Genomic DNA, 22,393 nt, shown 5'->3' with positions numbered 1-22,393 from the left:
GTCGCCCGGTGCGGGCGGGATTGCATTCGGCTGGCACCCGCCCGCCAACCCCTCACGGAGGATCCGATGTTCATGCCCCCCGCCCCCGATCCCCAGAAATCCACGCCCGCGCCGCCCCTGGGCGGCGGAGAGACGCAAGTCAGCATGGCCGATCTCACCGCGATGCCGCCGGTCGACACGGGCGGGCGGATCCCGGTCAAGAACACTCCGGCCGACGTCGCGGTCAGGGACAATTCCTACAGCGTCACCGCCGACGAGCTGCGCCAGTTCATCGAGCAGTATGAGCACCTCGCGGCCGAGAAGCAGGACATCGCCGAGCAGCAGAAGGACGTGATGGCCGAGGCCAAGGCGCGTGGCTACGACACCAAGGTGATGAAGATCATCATCGCGATGCGCAAACGCGACCGCGACGATCTGGCCCAGGAAGAGGCGGTGCTCGAAATCTACAAGGCCGCCCTGGGGGTGGCCTGATGGAACAGCCCCACCACCCCGCCCGCGTCAGCCTCGCCCCGCTGCCGGAAGCGCTGCGCCTGCCGCATGACGATCCGCGCGCCGAGACGGCCCCCGCCCCCGGCGTCATCACCCCCGCCCGCCGCCTGCGCCGGCGCACCCCGGTGCTGGTCGCAGTGCTGCGCGAGCTGCTTGCGGAGCGGCACCAATGAACATCGTCCTGCCCCTCCTGATCCTGATCGCGGCGGTCGTCGCCCTTCTCGCCGCGCTCGCGGTGGGCATCGAGCTGGACGAGGAGGACGACGAATGACCGCCCTGCGCGTCCTGATCGGCTGCGAGCGCTCGGGCATCGTGCGCCGCGCCTTCGCGGCCCGCGGGCACGACGCCTGGTCATGCGATCTCGCCCCGGCCGAGGATGGCAGCAACCGGCACATGGTCTGCGATGTGCGCGAGGCGCTCGGCCTCGGTTGGGATCTGGCCATCATCTGCCACCCGCCTTGCACGCGTCTCGCCAACAGCGGGGCGCGCTGGTTGTCCGCCCCGCCGCGCAATCCGCCCGACGAGGTCACCGCGGCCGAGCGCGCGGCCTGGCCTGCGCTCGATGATGCGGCCCGCCTGCGGATCATGTGGCGCCTGCTCGAGGAGGGCGCGGCACTCTTCTCGGCGTGCTGGACTGCGCCGGTGCCGCGGATCGCGATCGAGAACCCAGTGATGCACAAGCATGCCAAGGCCCGGATCCGCGAGTTCAGCCACTTTGCGCAGAGCGTGCAGCCCTGGCAGTTCGGCACCGATCCGGCCGGCCCGGACAACGTGAAGAAGCGCACCTGCCTGTGGCTCCGCGGCCTGCTGAAGCTCTCGTCCACCGGCACGCTCGACGGGCGCACGGCGCGCGACGAGATCCACCGCGCCCCGCCCGGCCCGGGGCGCAAGGTCTTCCGCAGCCGGTTCTTTCCCGGCCTCGCGGCGGCCATGGCCCAGCAATGGGGCGATCACGCCCTCGAAGAGATCAGGAGCGCCGCATGACCAGAGAAGAAGCCATCGCCCGGATCAGGGCGCTGCGGGCCCGCGCAGCCGACGAGGCATCCTCCGAGGCTGAAGCCGCCGCGGCGGCCGCGCGCGCCTCGCGGATCATCCTCCAGTTTGAGGTGACGGAAGAGGAGTTGATCGAGCGCGGCGTCGGCGGCGTGACAGAGGCCGAGCACAACGCCGGACGGCGCTATGCCCACCCGACGCTTGAAGAGGCAGCGACTGAGATTGGCATGTATGCCGAATGCAACCCGCTGTGGCGCCGGGGCGCCAATGTGTGGGTCGGACAGCCGGAGGACGTCGAGTTCGCGCTCTACCTCTGCGAAATGATCCAGGGGGCAGCTGAACGCGCCTATTTGAACCACTGGAAGGCCAGGTTTTTCTCCGCGCCAGGTGCGCACTATCGGAAATCCTTCCTGCTCGGCTTCGGCAGATCGATTGCCGAGAGGCTTATGAGCTTGGTGTCTGAACGGCGGAGGAACCGTCGCGCGCGCCAAGGCGGAAGCACTGACCTCGTCGTCGTGAAAAATGCCCTGATCGACGCCTACATGACGGAAAACTATCCGGACATCGGGCACATCAGGCGCCGCGCACGGAAAGACCCCGATCACAGGGCCTACCTGTCCGGATATGTGGATGCGGCGGGCGTGAACCTCGAGAGGCCACTCTGCAGCACGCCTGAAGCCGGCAAGATCGGAAGTGCGGCATGAACGGCAGAGAGCATGAAGTCGCCCCGGCCGTGGCACTGCTTCGCCAGGCCCTCGCCACCGCCCGCGCGGCCCTCACCGAAATTGCCGCAATCAGCGGCGGCCCGATCCGCCGCATCGCGCAGGATGCGCTCGATAAGATGGAGACCGACTGATGGGAAAGCATGCACCGATCACCTACCAGCCGCGGCTGCTCGGCGTGGCGGAAGCGGCGGCCTATCTGTGCGTCAGCGTGACGAAGCTGCGCGAGCTGCCGATCCCGCGCCGGGCACTCGACGGGCGGCGGCTTTACGATCGGATCGACCTCGACCAATACGCCTCGGCCCTGCCCTACGAGGGCGAAATCTCGGAGGTCAGCGAATGCGACAGCCTGTTCGGGGTGCGGGGCTGATGCTGCCGCGGGTTCAGCGCATCCGGCGCGGTGACCGTGTGCTGTGCTATCACCGGCCGACCGGGACGCGCCTGCCAGAGCTGCCCGAGGATCACCCCGAGTTCATCGCGGCCTGGGCGAAGGCCGAGGCCACGAAGCGCGATTTCGCCCCGCCCGCGGCGGCCGGCACGCTCGCCGCCGTCATCCGGCGCCTGCGCGCCTCGAAGCGGTGGTCCGAGCTCGGGCTCTCCTACCGCCGGGCGATGCTGCGGCACTGCGACGCGATCACCGAGCTTTACGGGACGGCGCCCGCCCGCGGCATCCGGCAAAAGCACATCGAGGCGGACCTCGCCAAGCTCGACCCGAACCCGGCGAACCAGCGGCTGAAGGCGTGGCGCCTGATCCTCGCGCAGGCGAAGAAGGACGGCGACATCGAGAGCGACGTGAGCATTCTGGTGTCGAAGATCCCCACCAAGACGGCGGGGCATGCGACCTGGACGCCTGACGAGGTCGCGCGGTTCCGTGCCCACTGGGCGCTTGGCACGGTGCAGCGGGCGGCCTTCGAGCTGCTGGCCTGGACCGGCGCCCGGGTGAGCGATGCGGCCATCCTGACTGACAGCAACATCGGCCGCGACGGCGTCCTCTCCTTTCGCCAGGTGAAGACCGGTGGCATGGCCTATGTGCCCTGGACCTGCCCGCTGCCCTCCTGGGCGGGCTCGTGGGAGGACGAACGCACCACCGTCCGCACCGCGATCGAGGCCACAGCCGGCGCGACCATGATCCAGACGACCTATGGCAAGGCACGGACGGTGAAGGGGTTGTCGAACCTGATCAGCGACGCCGCGAGGGCCGCCGGCATTCAGGGCCGCTCCGCGCACGGGCTGCGCAAATACCGCCTCACCGCGATTGCCGAAGCGGGCGGTTCCGCGCATGCGATCATGGCCTGGGGCGGGCATGCGAGCCTTTCAGAGGCGGAGCGATACACCCGCGCCGCCAGCCGCAAGGCGCTGATCCGCGGGGTGGAAGGCAATTCGCGATAGGCGTGCGCAGATCTGTGCTTTTGGCCCAATTGCCAACAACCGCTGAGAATGGTTGTCCGGGAGGGCGAGCGGACGGTGAAGTTTCCGCACTCTGAAGGCAGCCTATGGCAGCGAGCGGACAGTCGGAGCGCGCGCCCCTGACGGTCGCCCCTAGTCGGATGCTGAATCACCGGAAATCGGTCATGACCGCTAGCTCAGGGCGAGAAGTGGCCCGTCGAGGCATTCAGATTAGCGGTTTAATCTGAGCAGATTCTGCTGTGGCGATATAGGCCGCCCCTCATGAGTCGAAGTGGTCGTTCGTGGAGCCCATCTCTTTCGAGGTTTCATCTGGAGAAGTAGTATCTAGGAAATGCGTCAAGTCATCAATATCCGGCATCCAAGTAGAGCCCTGAAGGCTGCGTGCCTTATCAATAAATAGTCCAAGCTTTGAAGCCTGATCTGGAGATCGAATCTTTTCTATAATTTTAGAGAGCCTCTCTGCTTGGCGCTCTTCAAGATGGACTAATGTCGTAAGGAGCTCCACATTATTATCAAATTCATTATCGACCCCCTCGATTACACCAAGAAAGTCGGTTACTCGCGCGGGGCTATCCGCATAAACCCTAGCTAAATTCTGGACCGCATCTATCAAAACTTTATCCCAAGTGGCAAAAATGTACCCTCTTCCAGCGTCATTAATTAGCGCAGTGCAGACGGCTGCATCGTGATCAAGAACGTGCTTCGACTCGTACTTCGATTTCTTTTCTGCAATCTCGTCTCGAATTACCTTATCATACCTCGAGTCCATCCCCGTCGAAATCCCATGACTCTCCAACATGGAAATAATTTTATTTTCGATTTTGAGAAGTGAAGCGCCACCCCTTAATCCAAAAGACTGCAGGAATTCAGAAAGAGTAAGGTCCACACCACCGGTTTCAGCAGAATACTGTAAATGAGAAAAGTGGCTGAGGTAAGCGTTTCCCGACCCTCGAAGCACGGGCCGAACATCTTCCGGGAGTGCACCATATGTATCAAGGAATTCCAGTGCCTTCAGTCCATGTGCTGCCATTTCATTTACGTAAGGCTTAGGAACCATGATAGAAAACTCATGCACACGGCAAACCTCAAGCAGCATCGCTGCAGCAACAGAATATCGAGATCTCACCCCCTGATACTCAAGCCCAAAGAGCAAAGGAAGAGCAACGCTTGTATCCAAGACAACTTGAATATCTGACTGAGCACCAAGGGCCCTATATATATCAAAAGTGTTGGCTGAAAAAATCTGATTTACTGTTTTGGCATATTGGAAATGTGATGCAATTGTACATTTTGCTAAAGATTCGTATATTTTTTTCGAATTTGCAGTTAAACCCCGTTCCGCCAAGAACGCCCTGACACCTTCAGCCTCCATATCCCCGGCATAAAAATCATTACCCTTCAGAAGAATCTCCGTTGATAGATGCAAAATATGTCGCGCGTCAGCCTCGTGCAGTCCTGTGGCCGCCATTATAGAATCCACATCGGCCTGGAATGCAAAAAGGAACTCCTCTTCAGAGCCCTTCATTCTCTCCGCCTCCGACTCGCTTAAAGCCGGTCTATCTTTTGGTCCCATTATTCTACCACTGGCGCGCAGTCGACTAATCGAGGCAAGAACAGACTTCGTTGGATTGGCTCCGGGGAGCAATGCGGTAACTTCAGCGACAAGTTCATCATCTGGGGTCCCCGCCTTGCGGTAGAGACATGCGAGAACATTGGCATCGATTATTCCATCACGCATTTCCTTCGCTTCTTCGCCGAACAGTAAGACAGAGCTCAGTGCTATCTCGGATCGTGAAGCTACAACTTTCGTCGCGAGTGACGCCCCCATCATTTCGTATGCCCGCCTTATTCTCCCGGGCCGAGTGAGAGTTGTAGAAATGCGATTAAGATCATGGATACTTACTTCCACTTCACCGGCGTGCAAAAACCTTTTTGCACGGAACTCGGCCTCTGCCGCCGGAGAAATATGTCGATTTGTAACGTAAATGAGATGGCGAAGCCCCTTGGCCTTCGTTGCTGCGGCCTCTTCGTTGATCTTCTTTGACCAGTCTTTGCGTACGCTGAGCTGGATACGCAGGTCAGCACGTGAACAATTTACATCTCGCCCACCATCCCCGGTTCCATCAACAATAGTCAACTCCCGGTAGCGTAGGGCTTCTAGGAAAAGGATTGCAACATCGTAAAACTTCGTCTCCTCGACGCTAGCAATCAATTTCCTCAGTGCCGAATAATACATATCCCGCCTTTTTTCTTGCCGCCTGATCGGATACGGCCGCCATAGGCGGCGGCCCCGCATCCTGTATGGAGTACTTTCGATTGCATCCGCTCTAACTGCAATCGAAAATCTACGATATGTAAATCGTCCCTAGCCGCGACAGGTTTGGACTACAGCATAGGACCGGTTTCGGCGTCGTGCACCAAGCTCGAACGGGAGTTCCGTGCCGACATCGCGAGCGACGAGAGGCGCCCAAAGCCTCAAGCCTACGCCTCAATGACCACAGAACCAAACAGGAACGCAGTAAACGCCCCCGGAAATCCCCGTAAACACAACCGATAACGCCACAATTTCAGCGTGTTGCCGGAAGATTGGCGACCCCACCAGGACTTGAACCCGGAACCTAGCGCTTAGAAGGCGCTTGCTCTATCCAGTTGAGCTATGGGGCCGCACGCTCCTCGTTTTGCGCGAAGCGGCGCGCGCGTGCAAGCCCGCTTGAGCTCAAAGCGCGATCGTCATGTAAACGCTCATCGGATCAAGCCGGTAGCCCTCGAAGGGCGGGCAGGTCTCGAAGCCCGCGGCAAGGTAGAGCCCGCGCGCCGCGGCAAAGCTCCCCTGCGAACCAGTCTCGAGGCTGAGCCGCGCATACCCCGCCGCCCGCGCCTCGGTCACCAGATGGCCGAGCAGCATTCGCGCCAGCCCCCGCCCGCGCAGCTCATAGAGCACATGCATCGACTTGATCTCGGCATGCCCCGCGTCGATGCGCTTCAGCGCGCCCATGCCGATGGGCCGCCCCTCCTCGCGCATCACGTAAAACAGGATGCCGGGTGCCGCGAGCGCGTCGGCGGGCAGCATGTGGATCGACTCGGGCGGGGTGTCGGCGTGCATCGCCTCAGTGTGACGCGCATGCAGCAGCGCGAGCTCCTCCTGCACCGGGTGTTCGAGCGTGATGGTGATCATGTCCTGCCTCCCCGCGGCGATCTGTCGCCTCTTCCGTAACCATTCTCGCCGCTTCCGCGGGCGAAGAAAAGACCGGCCATGCGGCTTCTTACACAGGCGATCGCCGCGCCCGGCGAAGTTCCGCAGGGCCGCGGCGTCATTCCCCGCACGCCCCCTTGCCCGCAAAGCACGACGGCGGCTAGCATTCCCCACCCGATCCCGCGCGGAGCACCGTCATTGCCGCCCCGCGCCCATCCCGGAGGATTCATGAAGCTTTCTGTCGCCATTTCCGCCCTCGCCCTTCTCGCCGCCGCCCCCGCAGGGATCGCGGCGACCGTCCCCGAGGGGACGAAACTTGCCGCCAACCAGAGCTATACCTTCTGGCTGCTCGACGCGATCAAGTCGATGGACCCGCAGATCAACACCGATGTCGAGGGCTCGGACATCCTGCGCAACCTCTTCGAGGGGCTCTACAACGAGGGACCGAAGGGTGAGCTGGTGCCGGGTGTGGCGACGGGGTTCGACCTTTCGGATGACAAGACGGTCTATACCTTCCACCTGCGCCCCGAGGCGAAATGGTCCGACGGCAAGCCGGTGACGGCGCAGGATTTCGTCTATGCCTGGCGCCGGCTCGCCGATCCGAAGACCGCCTCGGAATACGCCTGGTACATGGAGCTGATGCAGGTGAAGAACGCCGCGGCGATCACCGCGGGCGAGAAGCCGGTCGAGGAGCTGGGAGTGAAGGCGGTCGATGACCACACGCTCGAGGTGACGATCGAGACGCCGCTGCCCTATTTCCCGCAGATGCTGGTGCATGGCTCGACCTTCCCGGTGCGCGAGGACGTGATCGCGAAATACGGCCAGGACTGGACCAAGCCCGGCAATCTCGTCGGCAACGGCGCCTATGTGCTGAGCCAGCACCTGCTGGGCGAGCGCATCGAGATGGACAAGGCCCCGACCTACTGGGATGCCGAGCACACGGTGATGACCCATCTCACCGCGCTGACGATCAACGACAAGAATGCCGCGCTGACGCGCTATCTCGCGGGCGAGCTCGACCGGGTCGAGATCCCCGCCGGGCAATACCCGCGCCTTGCCAAGGAATACCCCGATCAGGCGAAATCGACGCCCTATTCGTGCAGCTACACCTATCTGGTGAACCTCTCCGACAAGGGCCCCGAGGCGCTGAAGGACGTGCGCGTGCGCAAGGCGCTGTCCTATGCGATCAACCGTGACGTGATCGTCGACAACGTGCTGCAGGGCGGCCAGAAGCCCGCCTACAACTGGACCCACTGGGCGACCGCGGGCTTCAAGATGCCCGATATCGACTATGCGCACTGGACCCAGAAGGAGCGCACCGAGAAGGCGAAGGAACTGCTCGCAGAGGCGGGCTATGGCCCCGACCACCCGCTGAAGCTGACGCTGAACTACAACACCTCGGACGATCACAAGAAGATCGCGATCGCGGTGCAGCAGTTCTGGAAGCCGCTCGGCGTGGCGCTGACGCTCAACAACATGGAGTGGAAGGTGCACACCGACAAGATGCAGAACCAGGACTTCGACCTTGCGCGCTATGCCTGGTGCGGCGACTACAACGAGGCCTCGACCTATCTCGACTTCTTCACCTCCTACTCGGGCCACAACAACGGCAAGTTCCTGAACGCCGACTATGACCGGATCATGAAGGAGTCGAAGACCGCGACCGATCCGCAGCCGCTCTACACCGAGGCCGAGCAGATCCTCGCGGATCAGATGCCGCTCCTGCCGATCTATCACTATGCCAAGGTCGACATGGTGAAGGCCGACATCAAGGGCCTGCCGACGGAGAACGTGATGCAAACCTGGTACGGCAAGGACCTCTTCCGCGTCGCCCCCTAAACCGCAGCCCGGGTGCGGGGCCCGTCCCCGCACCCAGCCACCGGACTTCCGCATGATCGTCTACATCCTCAAGCGTCTGGCCATCGCGATCCCGACGCTCCTGCTGCTCATCGTCCTGTCCTTCCTGCTGATGCACGCGGCGCCGGGCGGCCCCTTCACCCAGGAGCGCGGCCTGCCACCCGAGGTGCTGGCGAACCTGAACGCCAAATACGGGCTCGACCAGCCGCTGTGGCGGCAGATCGTCTCCTATGTCTGGGGCATCGTCAGCGCCTTCGATTTCGGCCCCTCCTTCGTCTACAAGGACCGTTCGGTGAACGACATCATCGCGCAGGGGTTCCCGGTGACGCTGACCTATGGCTTCCTGTCCTTCATCGTCGCGGTTGTGGTGGGCGTCACGCTCGGCACCATCGCCGCGGTGCGCCACAACACGGTGATCGACTATTTCGCCGTGGGCCTGTCGATCGGCGCACAGGTGCTGCCGAATTTCGTGATGGCGCCGATTCTGGTGCTGGTCTTCACCCTCGCCCTGCACTGGCTGCCGGGCGGCGGCTGGCGCTTCAACGACCCGCATTTCTGGGTGATGCCGGTGATCGCGCTCTCGACCTCCTACATGGCCTCGATCGCCCGGATCATGCGCTCGTCGATGCTCGAGGTGCTGACCTCGAACCACATCCGCACGGCGCGGGCGAAGGGCCTGTCGGGCCTGCGCATCGTGCTGCGCCACGCGCTGAAACCCGCGCTGCTGCCGGTGATCTCCTATCTCGGGCCCGCCTTCGTGGCGATGATCACCGGCTCGGTCATCGTCGACATCTATTTCTCGACCGGCGGCATCGGCAAGGCCTTCGTCGACAGCGCGCTGAACCGCGACTATGCGGTGATGATGGGGATCACCATCCTCGTCGGCGCCCTCACCATCCTCTTCAACCTCGTCGTCGACATCATCTACGGATGGATCGACCCGAAGATCCGGTATTGAGCCCATGGTCATCGACAGCCAGAAAATGCAGTCCCTCGCCGCCGCCACGGCGCGCGAGGACATCGCCGGCCGCTCGCTCTGGGCCGATGCGCGGCGCCGCTTCCTGCGCAACAAGGCGGCGCTCTTCGGTCTTCTGCTCCTTGTCTTCGTCGTGCTCTTCGCGCTCTTCGGCAACAGCCTCGCGCGCTGGAGCAATGACGAGATCGACTTTTCCGTGATGGGACAGGCGGCCGAGCTGGGTGGTCCCTCGCTCGAGACCGGCCATTACTTCGGCACCGACGACCTCGGCCGCGACCTCTTCGCGCGCACCGTCCAGGGCACGCAGATCAGCCTCGCCGTCGGCATCATCGGCTCGGCGATCGCGGTCGTCGTCGGCACGCTCTGGGGCGCGACCGCGGGCTATTTCGGCGGCCGCATCGACAACATCATGATGCGCACCGTCGATATCCTGCTGGCCATCCCCTACATGTTCGTGCTGATCCTGTTGCTGGTCATGTATGGCCGCTCGATCACCATGCTCTTCGCCGGTGTCGGGCTGATCTCCTGGCTCGAGATGAGCCGGATCGTTCGCGGCCAGACCCTGTCGCTGAAGAACCGCGACTATATCGAGGCGGCGCGCGCCATCGGCGTGCCGGCGCGCACCATCATCCGCCGCCACATCCTGCCGAACCTGATCGGCGTCGTCACCGTCTTCGCCACGCTTCTGGTGCCGAACATGATCCTGACCGAAAGCTTCATCTCCTTCCTCGGCCTGGGCGTGCAGGAACCGATGACCTCGCTTGGTGCGCTGATCTCCGAGGGCTCGGGCACCATCGCCTATGGCACGCTGTGGCAGCTCGCCTTCCCGCTTCTCTTCTTCGTCACCACCCTCTTCGGCTTCTTCTTCGTCGGCGACGGGCTGCGCGACGCGCTCGACCCGAAGGACCGCTGACATGGCGCTGCTCGATGTGAACGCCCTCTCCGTCCGCTTCGACACGCCCGAGGGCATGGTGCATGCGGTCAACGAAGTCTCCTTCTCGATGGAGCGCGGCGAGACGCTGGGCATCGTCGGCGAATCCGGGTCCGGCAAGAGCCAGCTCAGCTTCGCGATCATGGGGCTTCTGGCGAAGAATGGCCGCGCCACCGGCTCGGTCCGCTTCGAGGGCGAGGAGATCCTGAACCTGCCCGAACGCGCGCTGAACAAGCTGCGCGCCGACCGCATCGCGATGGTGTTCCAGGACCCGATGACCTCGCTCAACCCCTATATGCGGATCGCTGACCAGATGGCCGAGGTGCTGGAGCTGCACCGCGGCCTCGACCATCGCACCGCAGTGGCCGAAGCGGTGCAGATGCTCGACGCGGTGCGCATCCCCGATGCGCGCAACCGGGTGCGGCTTTTCCCGCACGAGTTCTCGGGCGGCATGCGGCAGCGGGTGATGATCGCGATGTCGCTGCTGTGCCATCCCGACCTGCTGATCGCCGACGAGCCGACCACCGCACTCGACGTCACCGTGCAGGCGCAGATCATGGCGCTTCTGGCCGATCTGCAGCGCGATTTCGGCATGGCGACGATCCTCATCACCCATGACCTCGGTGTCGTCGCCGGGTTTTGCGAACGCGCGATCGTGCTCTATGGCGGGCGGATCATGGAGGAGGCGCCGGTCGATCCGCTCTTTGCCGAACCGACGCATCCCTACAGCCGGGGCCTTCTGGACGCGATCCCGCGGCTCGACGCGACCGGCGCGGCACTGCACGCGATCCCCGGCAACCCGCCGAACATGACTGGCGCACCCGTGGGCTGCCCCTTCGCGCCGCGCTGCACACTGGCCGACGATCTGTGCCGCGCGGCGATGCCGCCGCTCGCCCCCTTCGCCCCGGGCCGCGCCCGCGCCTGCCACCGCCCGATCCTCGAGGTGCCCCGATGACCCGCCCCCTGCTCGAGGCCCGCGACGTCCGGGTCAGCTTCGAGATCCGCCACCCTTCCGATCTGCCCTGGACGCCGCCCCTGCTGCTGCACGCGGTCAACGGCATCTCCTTCCGCCTCGAGCGCGGCCAGACCCTCGGCATCGTCGGCGAGTCGGGCTGCGGCAAGTCGACCCTCGCGCGCGCGCTGATCCGGATGCTGCCGGCGACCGGCTCGGTGATCTGGGAGGACGGCACCGACCTGCTCACCCTCTCGCCGCGGCAGATGCTGTGCTACCGCGCCGAGATCCAGATGATCTTCCAGGACCCGCTCGCCTCGCTTGATCCGCGGATGACGGTGGGCGAGATCATCGCCGAGCCGCTGCGCACCCACCGGCCGCGGATGGGCACGGCCGAGCGGCGCGAGAAGGTGCGCGCGGTGATGGAGCGGGTCGGCCTGCTGCCGAACCAGATCAACCGCTACCCGCATGAATTCTCGGGCGGGCAGTGCCAGCGCATCGGCATCGCCCGCGCGCTGGTGGTCGAGCCGAAGCTGCTGATCTGCGACGAGCCGGTCTCGGCGCTCGATGTCTCGATCCAGGCGCAGGTGATCGGCCTGCTCGAGGAGCTGCGCCGCGACCTCGGCCTGACGATCCTGTTCATCGCGCATGACCTGAGCGTGGTGAAGCATCTGTCGGACGAGGTGATGGTGCTCTACCTCGGGCGGATGATGGAAAAGGCACCGTCCTCGACGCTCTTTTCCGACCCGCGCCACCCCTACACGCAGGCGCTGCTCTCCGCCGTGCCGATCCCCGATCCGCAGGTCGAACGGACGAAACGGGTGATCGCGCTGGACGGCGAACTGCCCAGTCCGATGAACCCGCCCTCGGGCTGCGTCTTCCGCACCCGCTGCCCGCGCGCAACCGGGCTGTGCGCCAGCCCCCCGCCCGAGGAACGCACCTCCGACGCGCGCCATCACACCTTGTGCCATTTCCCGGGCCCCGCCGCCGAGCTGATCGGCTGAGGTCGCGGCCACCGGGGTCGGTCGGGCCACCCGGGGTCAGTCGGTGAACAGCTCGACCCCGTTGCCGGCCCGCGCCGGCGGCGGACGCTGGATCACCGCCGCCTCGCCCAGAAGCCGCTGCCGCACCCGCCCGGTCGTTGGCCAGAACTCGATCCGCCGGGCCTGGGTGCCGCCCAGGCTGCGGCTGATGCAGGCGATCCCCTCCCGGTCGAGGAAATCGAGCACGAAGTCGACATTCTTCTGACCGATATCCGACAGCCCCGCGATCATCCGCGCCCCGCCGAAGACCTTCGCGCGCAGGTTCGGCCGGTGCGCGCCGCGCTTGATCAGCGCGTTGATGAGCAGTTCCATCGCGTTGACGCCGAAGCTTGCCGCCTGGATCGCGTCGCCGCGCCCCTCGGGCAGCAGGAAGTGGTTCATCCCGCCGATCCGCGCATCCTCGTCGAACAGGCAGGTCGCGATGCAGGAGCCGAGGATGGTCGAGATCGGCCGCTCGTCCGCGCCGACGACGAATTCCCCCTGAGCGATGTGGATCGGGCGGGCCGGTGCGTCCACGAGCCCCTCCCTAGACCGGGCGCGCGGCGGCGCGGCACAGATCGAGGATCGCCGCCGACATCTCCGGCAGGGCGACCGGCCGTTCCGCCGCCCCGATCTCGAGCGCCGCGCGCGGCATGCCGAAGACGACCGAGGTTTCCTCGTCCTGCGCCAGGCAGCGCGCGCCGCCCTGCCGCAGCGCCAGCATCCCCGCCGCTCCGTCGCGCCCCATGCCGGTGAGCAGAACCGCAACGGTCCGCTCGGCCACCGGTTCGGCCGAGCGGAACAGGACGTCGACCGAGGGCCGATAGCCGCCGACCTTCTCGCCGCGCCGCAGCCGGCAGCGTGGCGCCAATCCCGGTGCAAGTTCGAGATGGGTCTCGCCGCCCGGTGCCATCGCCACCATGCCCTGTACCAAGGGCTCGCCCTCGCGCGCCAGCACCATGCGCGGCGCGATCCGCCCCGCCAGCCGTTTCGCGAAGCTGACGAGGAAGCCTTCCGGCATGTGCTGGGTGATCAGCGTCGGCGGGCAGTTCTCCGGAAAGCCCGCAAGCAACGTCTCGAGCGCATCGACGCCCCCCGTCGAGGAACCGATCAGGACAATGCGCCCGTTCCAGTCGAACCCTGTCGCCGGTGCCACCCGCAACCGCCGCCCGGGCAGCCGGAGCCGCGCCCCCGCCGCCGCGACCAGCAGATCGGCCAGAGACCCGAAGGCCGCTGTGAAGCCCCCGCTCACCGGCTTGCCGATGCACTCGACCGCGCCAAGCGCCAGCGCCTCGAGCGCCGCACGCGAGCCATTCTGCGTCTGGCTCGAGATCATCACCACCGGCATCGGCCGCAGCCGCATCAGTTTCTCGAGAAAGGCGAGGCCGTTCATCCGCGGCATCTCGACATCGAGTGTCAGAACGTCGGGATGCAACGCCTTGATCAGCTCGCGCGCCTCATAGGGATTGGTGGCCTCTCCCACGACCTCGAGACGCGGATCGGGCGCCAGCACGGCCCGGATCAGGCCGCGGATCGTGGGGGAATCGTCCACGATCAGCACCCGTTTCGGCAGCCGCGCCCCGCCGGGCGCACCGATCGTCTGGCACAGCTCAGAAATCTTCCCAATCCTCCTCCATCGCGACGGCGGTCTGTGCCGTCGCCCCCGCCGTCCGCGCAACCGAGGCCTTGTGCCGCGCGAGGTCGATCGGCCGCGCGACCGCCGGCGCGGGTTTCGCCGCCACACCGGCGGTGCGGAACTGCGCCGTGGTCGCGGACAGCGCCTGTGCCCCGCGGGTCAGCGCGTGGCTCGCCGCCGTCGTCTGCTCGAACATCGCGGCATTGTGCTGCGTCACCTGGTCAAGCTGGTTCATCGCGGTGTTGATCTCCGCAAGCCCTGCCGACTGTTCCTGCGCCGAGGCGGCGATCTCGGACACCCGCGCGGCAATGTCATTCACCGCAACCAGGATCCGCTGCAAGGCGCTGCCGGTCTCGCCCACCAGATCGACACCGCGCCGGACGTGGTTCGACGAGGCGGTGATCAGCGTGTCGATCTCGCGCGCGGCTTCGGAGGAGCGCTGCGCCAGCGCCCGCACCTCGGAGGCGACAACGGCAAAGCCGCGCCCCGCCTCGCCGGCCCGCGCCGCCTCGACCCCCGCATTCAGCGCCAGCAGGTTGGTCTGGAACGCGATATCGTCGATCACCCCGATGATGCGCGAGATCTTGCGCGACGATTCCTCGATCTCGCCCATCGCCGAGACCGCCTGCTGCACGATCTGCCCCGAGCTTTCCGCACTCTCGCGAGCCTGGGCAACGACGAGATTCGCCTCCCCCACCCCGGCCGCGGCCGAACTGACCGAGGAGGTCAGCTGATCGAGCGCCGCCGCCGTCTCCTCGAGCGTGGCGGCCTGGCGTTCGGTGCGGCTGCTCAGGTCCTCGGCGGCGTTGGAGATCTCGCGCGCCTCGCCGTCGATCTCGGCGGCATTGTCGATCACCACCTGCACCGCCTGCGACAGCGTCGTCACAGCGCGGTTGAAATCCGCGCGCAGCTGTTCGTATTCCTCGGGGAAGGCCTGCTCGAGAAGGCTGCAAAGATCGCCGGTCGCCAGCCGCTCGAGCCCGATGCGCAGCGCCTCGACCACCGCCTTCTGGCCGGCCTGCATCGCCTCGTTGCGCGCCTGCTCCAGCCGCAGCGCCTCCTGCGCCTCGGTGACGTCATTCGCGATCAGCACGATCTTGAGCAAGCGGTCGTTGCGATCGGGCACCGGGGTGATGCTGCCCTCGGCCAGCAGGCTGCGCCCGCCCGGCGCGGTCAGCCGGAAGCGCCCGGCGATCGGTTCGAGATTTGCGAGCCGCGGCCAGAACCCCTCGAGCCCTTCGACACCATCGATCAGCGCCTCGTGCGAAAGACCGATCAGCGCCTCCGCCTCGACGCCAAGCGCGGTCACCAGATTGGCGTTCACCCGTGCCAGTGTGCCCGTGGGCGCGAATTCGAAGATCAGCTGATAGTCGTCGATCGCCGAGAGCAGCGCCCGGTTCATCCGCAGCTCAGTCACATCGCGCCACTCGACGACATAGCCGATGCGCCCCTTCTCGGGCTGGGTGATCTCGATGATGTCGAGGCCGAAACGCCCCTCACCGACGACGATGTCGGCGTGGTAGGGCAGGTTCGCCGAGTCGCTCAGGATGGCGCGGGCATGGGCGGGGGTGCGGTGGAACATGTCCATCGACTTGCCCACCAGATCCTCGGCGTCGATCTCGGGGGTAACCTTGCGGAAATCCTCGATCCGGGTGCCGATCATCCGCACCACTGCGGCATTGACATAGCGGATGTTGAACTCCGCATCGACCATCATCATCGCCGCCGAGGAGTTGCGGAAGGCCGTGCCCTGCGCCGCCGCCTCGCGCCGCGTGACCTCGGCCTCGGACAGATCGTCGCGCAGCCCGGCGAGCGCCCGGGCGATGTCGCCGATCTCGTCGCCGCGCTCGCCATCGTGGACCTCGGCGTCATAGATCCCTTCCGAGATCTTGCCGACCGTGCCGGTGAGCCGGGCAAGCGGTTTCGAGACCGAGCGCGCCATCCAGGCCGAAAGCCCGCCGAGCAGCACAAGCAGCATCGCGCCGTTCAGCGTCAGCTGCCGCGCCAGCGCCCGTGCGGGCTCGAACAGCTCCTGCGTGCCCTGCTCGACCACCGCGGCATAGGTCCGGCCGAACAGCGTGACCGGCGCGAAGACCGCCATCACCTCGGCGCCGGTGATCCCCGCCTCGATCACATGCCCGCTCTCGCCGGCAAGGGCGCGCTGCACTGCCGGAGTCTGCACCTCACCGGGCACTCCGCCGGCCGGGGCATGGCGCAGCGTGCTTTCGAGAGCCATGTCCGTGTCGACGACATAGCCCTGCCCGGTTTCGCCCAGGGCACGCGGGTCGGCCATGATCGCGGAGAGCGGGGCGGCAGAGGCCTTGAACACCAGAACGCCCAGCAGCATCCCTTCGGTGCTGCGCAGCGGGCGGGCGAGGAAGACCACCTCGGGCGCGCCGGGATCGCGGATGAAATCTGACACCACCGGCGCATCACCGGATGCCGCCTGTGCCGCCGCCACCACCTGGGCAAGCGGGCTGTCCTTTGCCGAGCCCTCGCGCAGGTTGATGGCGAAATCCTCCTGCTTGTTCATCGAATAGATCACGTTGCCGGTGACGCCCACGAGGTAGATGTCGAGCAGGTTCTTCTGCTCGGCCAGGGCGACGAACCCGGGGTGATAGCGGCGGTGCAAGATGGTGTAATCATTGACATCGCCGGGATAGTCGAGCTTGAACCGCTCGGCCGGCGGGTTCGGGTTCGCCTCGATGAAGGCCTTGCGCAGATAATCCTGCGGCGCCGTGCCGAGCCGCTCCCAGGCGGCGCCGAACTCGCGCAGCGCGCGCGTGGTGCCGGCGTTGCTGGCCGTCGCGCCGAGATCGGAGGTCAGACCCGCGGCCCAGTGTTCCAGTGCCGTGCCGCGCATCTCGAGGCTCTGCTGCAGCCGGTCGGTTCCCTCGCTGGTGAGGATCTTGCGCGCCACCCCATAGGAGGACAGCCCCATGATGGCGAGCGCCACCACCGAGATTGCCACCAGCATCAGCGGCAACCGGACCCCAAGTTTGATGCGTTTCAGAACCTTCATGCCTTCGCCTCCGGAGGCGCGCGGCCTTGCGCGCGCCTGTCACCATTTCGCGGACCTCCGCGAGGGCGAGGATGAGCGGAACTGCTGAAGATTCCTTTAAGCGCGACGCGCCGGCATCAAATTGTCAGCGCGGCGCGCAACAGCCCGAAGCGACGGGAAAATTCCGACAGGCCGAGGCCGTCCTGCGCCACCCGCTCGGGCGCGCGTGCCGCCAGCCGCAACACCGCAGGCGCCTGCCAGCCGGGCAGCATCGCACGGCGCACCGGGGCCGGGGCGCGGCGCAGCGCGCGGCGCGCGGCATCCAGCTCGGCCAGCGCCGCCCGGGCGAGGCCCGAGATCGCCTCGGGCGCCACCTCGGGCAGCGGCGCACGGCCGCGGGCAAGCAGCTCGGGCACGGCACGAAACCAGGCCGCCAGCCCCGCCGCCGCGCCGAAACGCGCCAGCACCGCCTGTGCCGCGGCATCGGCGCCGAAGACCGCGCCTGCCGCGCGAAACAGGTTGCCCGAGGTCTCGCCCAGATAGGTCGAAAGCTCTGCCGCATCGGCAAAGGGCTCGTTCCAGCAATCGCGGCGCCGGGCCTCGGCCAGCGCCACCAGGTGCGGGGCCGCCGCGCGCAGCGGCACCAGCGCCGCGCCGATCTCGTGGCGCGGTTCGTGGCCCTGCTCCGCCAGCGCCTCGAGCGCATCGACCCACCATTGCAGCCGCATCTCGGCCACCATCGGCTCGCTCGAGGCCCAGGGCGCGCGGGCGATCTCGAGGTTCGCCGCGTAAAGCGGCCAGAGCCGCGCGCGTTCCTCCGCCGGCACCGCCATCGTCGCGGCGAACCGGTCGGGATCGCCCGCCTCGACCCGCGCCGCGGCGGCGGCCACGCTTTGCCCGAGATCGCTCATGCCGGCTGCGCCCCGTCGCGCGCAAGCTTCCAGGTGATCGCGTCGAGCAGCGCCTCGAAGGAGGCGTCGACGATGTTCGGGCTGACCCCCACCGTCGACCAGCGCAGCCCCTTGCTGTCCTCGCTGTCGATGATGACGCGGGTCACGGCCTCGGTGCCGCCATGGGTGATGCGGACCTTGAAGTCGACCAGCTTCATGTCCTCGATGTGGCACTGATAGGGGCCGAGGTCCTTCGCCAGCGCCTTCGAGAGCGCGTTGACCGGGCCGCCGTCGGAGCCGTCGGCGACGATCCCCTCGGACACGCTCAGCCGCCGCTCGCCGCCGATGTTGACGACGACCACCGCCTCGGACAGGTGCCCCATCCGGCCACGCGCATCGCGCCGACGCTCGACCGTGACGCGATAGCGCTCGACCGAGAAGAACTCGGGCAGCAGGCCGAGTTCGCGCCGCGCCAGCAGCTCGAACGAGGCCTGCGCGCCGTCATAGGCATAGCCGCGGTCCTCGCGCTCCTTGATCTCGTCGAGGATCGCGCCAAGGCGGGCGTCCTTCGGATCGACCTCGATCCCCATCGAGGCCAGACGCGCGCGCAGGTTCGACTGCCCGGCCTGGTTCGACATCGGGATGAGCCGCGCATTGCCGACCAGCGCCGGATCGACATGCTCGTAGGTGGTCGGGTCCTTGAGGATCGCCGAGGCATGGAGCCCCGCCTTGTGGGTGAAGGCCGAGGCGCCGACATAGGGGGCCGAGCGCAGCGGCACCCGGTTCAGGATATCGTCGAGCTTGCGCGAGAGCTTCGTCAGCCCGGCCAGCGCCGCATCGGTGATCCCGGTCTCGAGCTGCGAGCGGAACGGCTCCTTCAGCAGCAGCGTCGGAATGAGCGAGGTGAGGTTCGCGTTGCCGCAGCGCTCGCCCAGACCGTTGAGCGTGCCCTGCACCTGCCGCACGCCTGCGAGCACCGCGGCAAGCGAGCCCGCCACCGCCTGCCCGGTGTCGTCGTGGCAGTGGATGCCCAGCCGGTCGCCCGGGATTCCGGCGGCGATCACCGCGGTGACGATCACGCCGATCTCCTGCGGCAGCGTGCCGCCATTGGTGTCGCACAGCACGATCCAGCGCGCCCCGGCCTCGAGCGCCGCGCGCAGGCATTCGAGCGCATAGGCCGGGTTCGCCTTGTAGCCGTCGAAGAAATGCTCGGCGTCGAACAGCGCCTCGCGCCCCGAGGCCACCATATGCTCGACCGAGGCGCGGATGTTCGAGATGTTCTCGTCGAGCGCAAGGCCAAGCGCGGTGGTGACGTGATAGTCATGCGTCTTGCCGACCAGACAGACGGCGGGCGTCGCGGCGTTCATCACCGCCGCCAGCACCTCGTCATTCGCCGCCGACCGGCCCGAGCGCTTGGTCATGCCGAAGGCGGTGAAGGTCGCGCGCGTCTCGGGCCGCTCGGCGAAGAACTCGCTGTCGGTCGGGTTCGCGCCGGGCCAGCCGCCCTCGATATAGTCGATGCCGATCGCGTCGAGCGCCCGCGCGATGGCGATCTTCTCGGAGACCGCGAACTGCACGCCGGCGGTCTGCTGACCGTCGCGCAAGGTGGTGTCGTAAAGATACAGTCGCTCGCGACCCATGGCTGGCTCCTCCCGCCCCGTCAATTCCGCTGGTTGCCGTGCCCGCTCAGAGCGGCGGCAGCTTCGCCGCGTCGAACCCCGCCCCCGGCAGCAGCTCGACCCCCGCCTTCGACATCCGCACCTCGACGCCGGCGGCAAGCAGCGCCGCCTTCATCGCGTCGACCGGCGCGAAGTCCTTGGTCTCCATCGCCGCCGCGCGCAGATCGGACAGCCGCGCCGCATGGGCGGAGAGATCCGCCTGCGGCGCCGCGGCCCAGGCCCCCATGGCGGGCTCGAGCAGCCCCATCAGCTGCGCCGAGGCAACGAACTCTGCGAGTTGTTCATTCAGCTTAAGCTTTTCGGGGTGATCCGCTGCGAGGTGCGCTCGCTCTTTTGCCAACTGCCCTAAGGCTTGCCCCTGATGCTGCAGGAAATTCAAAGCACCGGCAGTATTTAAGTCGTCCGACAACGCCGCTAAAACCTCGGGCCCCGGATACGTGGCAATGACACCTTCAGTCAGCGAACGCCAGCGGAGTAGCGCCCGTTTCGCGTCATCCGCCTTGCGCTGCGTCCAGTCCATCGGCTTGGTGTAATGCGTCTGCAGGAAGACGAAGCGGATCACCTCGCCCGGGATGCCCTTGTCGAGCAGGTCGCGCACGGTGAAGAAGTTGCCGAGCGACTTCGACATCTTCTTGCCCTCGACCTGCAGCATCTCGTTGTGCAGCCAGTAGCGGGCGAACTGCCCCTCGGGATGGGCGCAGCAGCTTTGCGCGATCTCGTTCTCGTGGTGCGGGAATTGCAGGTCGATGCCGCCCGCATGGATGTCGAAGCTCGCGCCAAGCAGCTCATAGCTCATCGCCGAGCATTCGATATGCCAGCCCGGCCGGCCACGGCCCCAGGGGCTGTCCCAGCCCGGCAGATCGGCGTCCGAGGGCTTCCACAGCACGAAGTCCATCGGGTCTTCCTTGAACGGCGCCACCTCGACCCGGGCGCCCGCGATCATGTCGTCGACCGAGCGGCCCGACAGCGCGCCATAATTGGTGTAGCTGCGAACCCGGAACAGCACATGGCCGTCCTTGGCATAGGCGTGCCCGCTCTCGATCAGCCCGGCGATCATCGCGATCATCGCGCCGATGAAATCGGTCGCCCGCGGCTCGAGCGTCGGGCGCAGCGCGCCAAGCGCGTCCATGTCGGCGTGATACCAGGCGATGGTTTCCTCGGTGCGGGCGCGGATCAGCTCCTCGAGCGTGCCCTCGGCCCCCGCCTCTTTGCGCGCGCGCGCCGTCGCGTTGATCTTGTCGTCGACGTCGGTGAAGTTGCGCACGTATTTCACATGCGCCGCGCCATAGACCAGCCGCAGCAGCCGGAACAGCACGTCGAACACGACCACCGGCCGGGCATTGCCCAGATGCGCGCGGTCATAGACGGTCGGGCCGCACAGATACATGCGCAGGTTCTGCGGATCGAGCGGGACGAAAACCTCCTTGGTGCGGGTCTTCGTGTTGTGCAGGCGGATCTCGGTCATAAGTCCTCGCAGGCTTTCCCGGCGCGGGCTTAGCAGGTTCATCGATCTGTGGAAATGCGAAGAACGGCCCGCGTGACGGATGTCAGCGGCAAATAATGATGCAGATGAGGGGGGCACGGTTCTTCATGCGTATCTTCTAGCGCGCCGCCGCGAGCCTGTGAAGCCCCTTCATCTGGACATTGCCCCCGGCCTCGGTCACGCTGCGGCCGATGACCAGAAGCCGTGCGATATTTCGATGACGATCCGTCCCGCCGACACGCCCGTCCCTGCCGAGGGGCAAAGCTATGCCCGCTGTCTCGAACTGGTCGAGGAGCACAAGGGATTCTTTCGTGACTACACCCACCACAGCCTCGCCTTCCTGCCCGGCCACGGCGAGGCGGCAAAGCACCTCGTCGTCACGCTCGGCAACCTGTCGTCCTATCACGAGAAGGGCGAGCGGCTGCCCTGGGCCTACGGGCTGGTGGCAAAGCAGGGCTGGTCGATCCTCGGCGTGATGAACAAGCGCGGCGACTGGTTCCGCGAGCCCGAGATCCTCGCCGTGCTGGCCGAGCTGCGCGACAGCGGCTTTTACGACGCGTTCGATCAGGTCTCGACCTACGGGTCGTCGATGGGGGGCTATGGCGCACTGGCGCTGGCGCCCTTTTTCCCGCGCGCCCATGCCGTCGCCTTCGCACCGCAATCCACGCTGAACCGCCGCGCCGCGCCCTTCGACAAGCGCTATCGCTATGGCCGGGGGCTCGGCGACTGGACCGCGCCCGAGGCCGACGCTGCCCGCGGCGCGCAGGCCCTCGAAGGCGGCTATATCTTCTACGACCCCTTCATCCCCGAGGACAAGGCGCATGTCGCCCGCATCCGCGCTCCGCAGTTGATGAAGATGAAGCTGCGCCACTGCGGCCATGCGCTGCCGCCGGTGCTGATGCGGATGGAGCTTCTGAAGCCGCTCGCCCTCGCCGCGCTGCGCCGCGAGCTGACCGAGGAAAGCCTCGCGCAGATGCTGCGGGCGCGGCGCAACTCGGTGCGCTATGTCGACCTGCTGCTCGAGAATGCCCGCGCGCGGGGCCATCTGACCCTTGGACTATGCGCCGCGAACGAGGCGCTCTCGCGCCTCGATAACTGGAAATTGCGCAAGCAGCGCAAAGCCTTGCTGGACACTCTTCAGAAAGGGAATGAAGCTGGCTGA

General features: G+C 66.1%; 21 protein-coding genes and 1 tRNA gene. 13 read left to right on the top strand and 9 right to left on the bottom strand.

Annotated elements, in window-relative coordinates; all coding sequences use genetic code 11:
• The first annotated feature begins 66 nt into the window (after nt 1-66).
• The 7 genes from DYS74_RS16210 to DYS74_RS16185 all read left to right on the top strand — a co-directional run bounded on the left by DYS74_RS16210 (nt 67) and on the right by DYS74_RS16185 (nt 3,593).
• Nucleotides 67-471 carry a DUF2312 domain-containing protein gene (locus DYS74_RS16210; RefSeq protein WP_245965315.1) on the top strand — a complete coding sequence of 135 codons (405 nt, stop codon included), beginning with the start codon at nt 67-69 and terminating at the stop codon, nt 469-471.
• Nucleotides 471-662: a hypothetical protein gene (locus tag DYS74_RS18515; protein WP_147435530.1), complete on the top strand. Its 192-nt coding sequence runs from the start codon at nt 471-473 to the stop codon at nt 660-662. Before DYS74_RS16210 ends, DYS74_RS18515 begins: the two co-directional genes overlap by 1 nt.
• Before the next feature lie 94 nt (nt 663-756).
• Complete coding sequence (locus DYS74_RS16200) at nt 757-1,473, top strand: hypothetical protein (protein ID WP_121534712.1); 717 nt, start codon at nt 757-759, stop codon at nt 1,471-1,473.
• Complete coding sequence (locus DYS74_RS16195; RefSeq protein WP_183077568.1) at nt 1,470-2,186, top strand: DUF7168 domain-containing protein; 717 nt, start codon at nt 1,470-1,472, stop codon at nt 2,184-2,186. The genes DYS74_RS16200 and DYS74_RS16195 overlap by 4 nt, the downstream gene beginning before the upstream one ends.
• Nucleotides 2,183-2,338, top strand: a complete 156-nt coding sequence (locus DYS74_RS18720; RefSeq protein WP_183077567.1) for a hypothetical protein — start codon at nt 2,183-2,185, stop codon at nt 2,336-2,338. The genes DYS74_RS16195 and DYS74_RS18720 overlap by 4 nt, the downstream gene beginning before the upstream one ends.
• Entirely contained in the window at nt 2,338-2,574 is a 237-nt protein-coding gene (locus DYS74_RS16190; protein WP_121534710.1) for a DNA-binding protein, read from the top strand. The genes DYS74_RS18720 and DYS74_RS16190 overlap by 1 nt, the downstream gene beginning before the upstream one ends.
• The gene (locus DYS74_RS16185; RefSeq protein WP_245965314.1) at nt 2,544-3,593 is read left to right on the top strand and encodes a tyrosine-type recombinase/integrase; all 1,050 of its coding nucleotides are present in this window, start codon (nt 2,544-2,546) and stop codon (nt 3,591-3,593) included. The genes DYS74_RS16190 and DYS74_RS16185 overlap by 31 nt, the downstream gene beginning before the upstream one ends.
• Before the next feature lie 277 nt (nt 3,594-3,870).
• On the opposite strand, the gene DYS74_RS16180 is transcribed toward DYS74_RS16185, so the two are convergent.
• The 3 genes from DYS74_RS16180 to DYS74_RS16170 form a co-directional block, all read right to left on the bottom strand.
• Entirely contained in the window at nt 3,871-5,847 is a 1,977-nt protein-coding gene (locus tag DYS74_RS16180; protein ID WP_183077566.1) for a restriction endonuclease, read from the bottom strand.
• A 351-nt stretch (nt 5,848-6,198) separates the two neighbouring features.
• Nucleotides 6,199-6,275, bottom strand: a tRNA-Arg gene (locus DYS74_RS16175).
• A gap of 52 nt (nt 6,276-6,327) precedes the next feature.
• The gene (locus DYS74_RS16170; RefSeq protein WP_245965313.1) at nt 6,328-6,786 is read right to left on the bottom strand and encodes a GNAT family N-acetyltransferase; all 459 of its coding nucleotides are present in this window, start codon (nt 6,784-6,786) and stop codon (nt 6,328-6,330) included.
• A 246-nt stretch (nt 6,787-7,032) separates the two neighbouring features.
• Here DYS74_RS16170 and DYS74_RS16165 point away from each other — a divergent pair, with 246 nt between their 5' ends.
• The 5 genes from DYS74_RS16165 to DYS74_RS16145 are packed head-to-tail and all read left to right on the top strand — an operon-like array spanning nt 7,033 to nt 12,524.
• Nucleotides 7,033-8,643, top strand: coding sequence for a peptide ABC transporter substrate-binding protein (locus DYS74_RS16165; protein ID WP_121534708.1), 1,611 nt, complete (start codon nt 7,033-7,035; stop codon nt 8,641-8,643).
• A gap of 52 nt (nt 8,644-8,695) precedes the next feature.
• Entirely contained in the window at nt 8,696-9,619 is a 924-nt protein-coding gene (gene oppB / locus DYS74_RS16160; RefSeq protein ID WP_121534707.1) for an oligopeptide ABC transporter permease OppB, read from the top strand.
• A gap of 25 nt (nt 9,620-9,644) precedes the next feature.
• Entirely contained in the window at nt 9,645-10,550 is a 906-nt protein-coding gene (locus DYS74_RS16155; protein WP_245965312.1) for an ABC transporter permease subunit, read from the top strand.
• A gap of 1 nt (nt 10,551) precedes the next feature.
• Nucleotides 10,552-11,523: an oligopeptide/dipeptide ABC transporter ATP-binding protein gene (locus DYS74_RS16150; protein WP_121534705.1), complete on the top strand. Its 972-nt coding sequence runs from the start codon at nt 10,552-10,554 to the stop codon at nt 11,521-11,523.
• The gene (locus DYS74_RS16145; protein ID WP_121534704.1) at nt 11,520-12,524 is read left to right on the top strand and encodes an oligopeptide/dipeptide ABC transporter ATP-binding protein; all 1,005 of its coding nucleotides are present in this window, start codon (nt 11,520-11,522) and stop codon (nt 12,522-12,524) included. The genes DYS74_RS16150 and DYS74_RS16145 overlap by 4 nt, the downstream gene beginning before the upstream one ends.
• Nucleotides 12,525-12,560: 36 nt before the next feature.
• On the opposite strand, the gene DYS74_RS16140 is transcribed toward DYS74_RS16145, so the two are convergent.
• The 6 genes from DYS74_RS16140 to cysS all read right to left on the bottom strand — a co-directional run bounded on the left by DYS74_RS16140 (nt 12,561) and on the right by cysS (nt 21,213).
• The gene (locus tag DYS74_RS16140; protein WP_121534703.1) at nt 12,561-13,079 is read right to left on the bottom strand and encodes a chemotaxis protein CheD; all 519 of its coding nucleotides are present in this window, start codon (nt 13,077-13,079) and stop codon (nt 12,561-12,563) included.
• 10 nt (nt 13,080-13,089) lie between these two features.
• Nucleotides 13,090-14,094, bottom strand: coding sequence for a chemotaxis-specific protein-glutamate methyltransferase CheB (cheB, locus tag DYS74_RS16135; protein WP_245965311.1), 1,005 nt, complete (start codon nt 14,092-14,094; stop codon nt 13,090-13,092).
• 58 nt (nt 14,095-14,152) lie between these two features.
• A complete protein-coding gene (locus DYS74_RS16130) occupies nt 14,153-17,200 on the bottom strand; it encodes a methyl-accepting chemotaxis protein (RefSeq protein WP_121534702.1) in 3,048 nt (1,015 codons plus the stop codon).
• A 116-nt stretch (nt 17,201-17,316) separates the two neighbouring features.
• Nucleotides 17,317-18,090 (bottom strand): squalene/phytoene synthase family protein, encoded by a 774-nt coding sequence (locus tag DYS74_RS16125; protein WP_121534701.1) that lies wholly within the window; start codon nt 18,088-18,090, stop codon nt 17,317-17,319.
• Nucleotides 18,087-19,709 carry a citramalate synthase gene (cimA, locus tag DYS74_RS16120; protein ID WP_121534700.1) on the bottom strand — a complete coding sequence of 541 codons (1,623 nt, stop codon included), beginning with the start codon at nt 19,707-19,709 and terminating at the stop codon, nt 18,087-18,089. Before cimA ends, DYS74_RS16125 begins: the two co-directional genes overlap by 4 nt.
• A 46-nt stretch (nt 19,710-19,755) precedes the next feature.
• On the bottom strand, nt 19,756-21,213 hold the full coding sequence (gene cysS, locus DYS74_RS16115) for a cysteine--tRNA ligase (RefSeq protein WP_121534699.1): 1,458 nt from the start codon (nt 21,211-21,213) through the stop codon (nt 19,756-19,758).
• A gap of 235 nt (nt 21,214-21,448) precedes the next feature.
• Between cysS and DYS74_RS16110 the strand changes: the two genes are divergently transcribed.
• Nucleotides 21,449-22,393, top strand: a complete 945-nt coding sequence (locus DYS74_RS16110) for an alpha/beta hydrolase family protein (protein ID WP_121534698.1) — start codon at nt 21,449-21,451, stop codon at nt 22,391-22,393.

This window comes from Paenirhodobacter hankyongi (genome assembly GCF_003664585.1).
GTDB lineage: Bacteria > Pseudomonadota > Alphaproteobacteria > Rhodobacterales > Rhodobacteraceae > Rhodobacter > Rhodobacter hankyongi.
The sequence above is the reverse complement of the archived record's forward strand: the minus strand, read 5'-3'. Positions and strand labels throughout refer to the sequence as shown.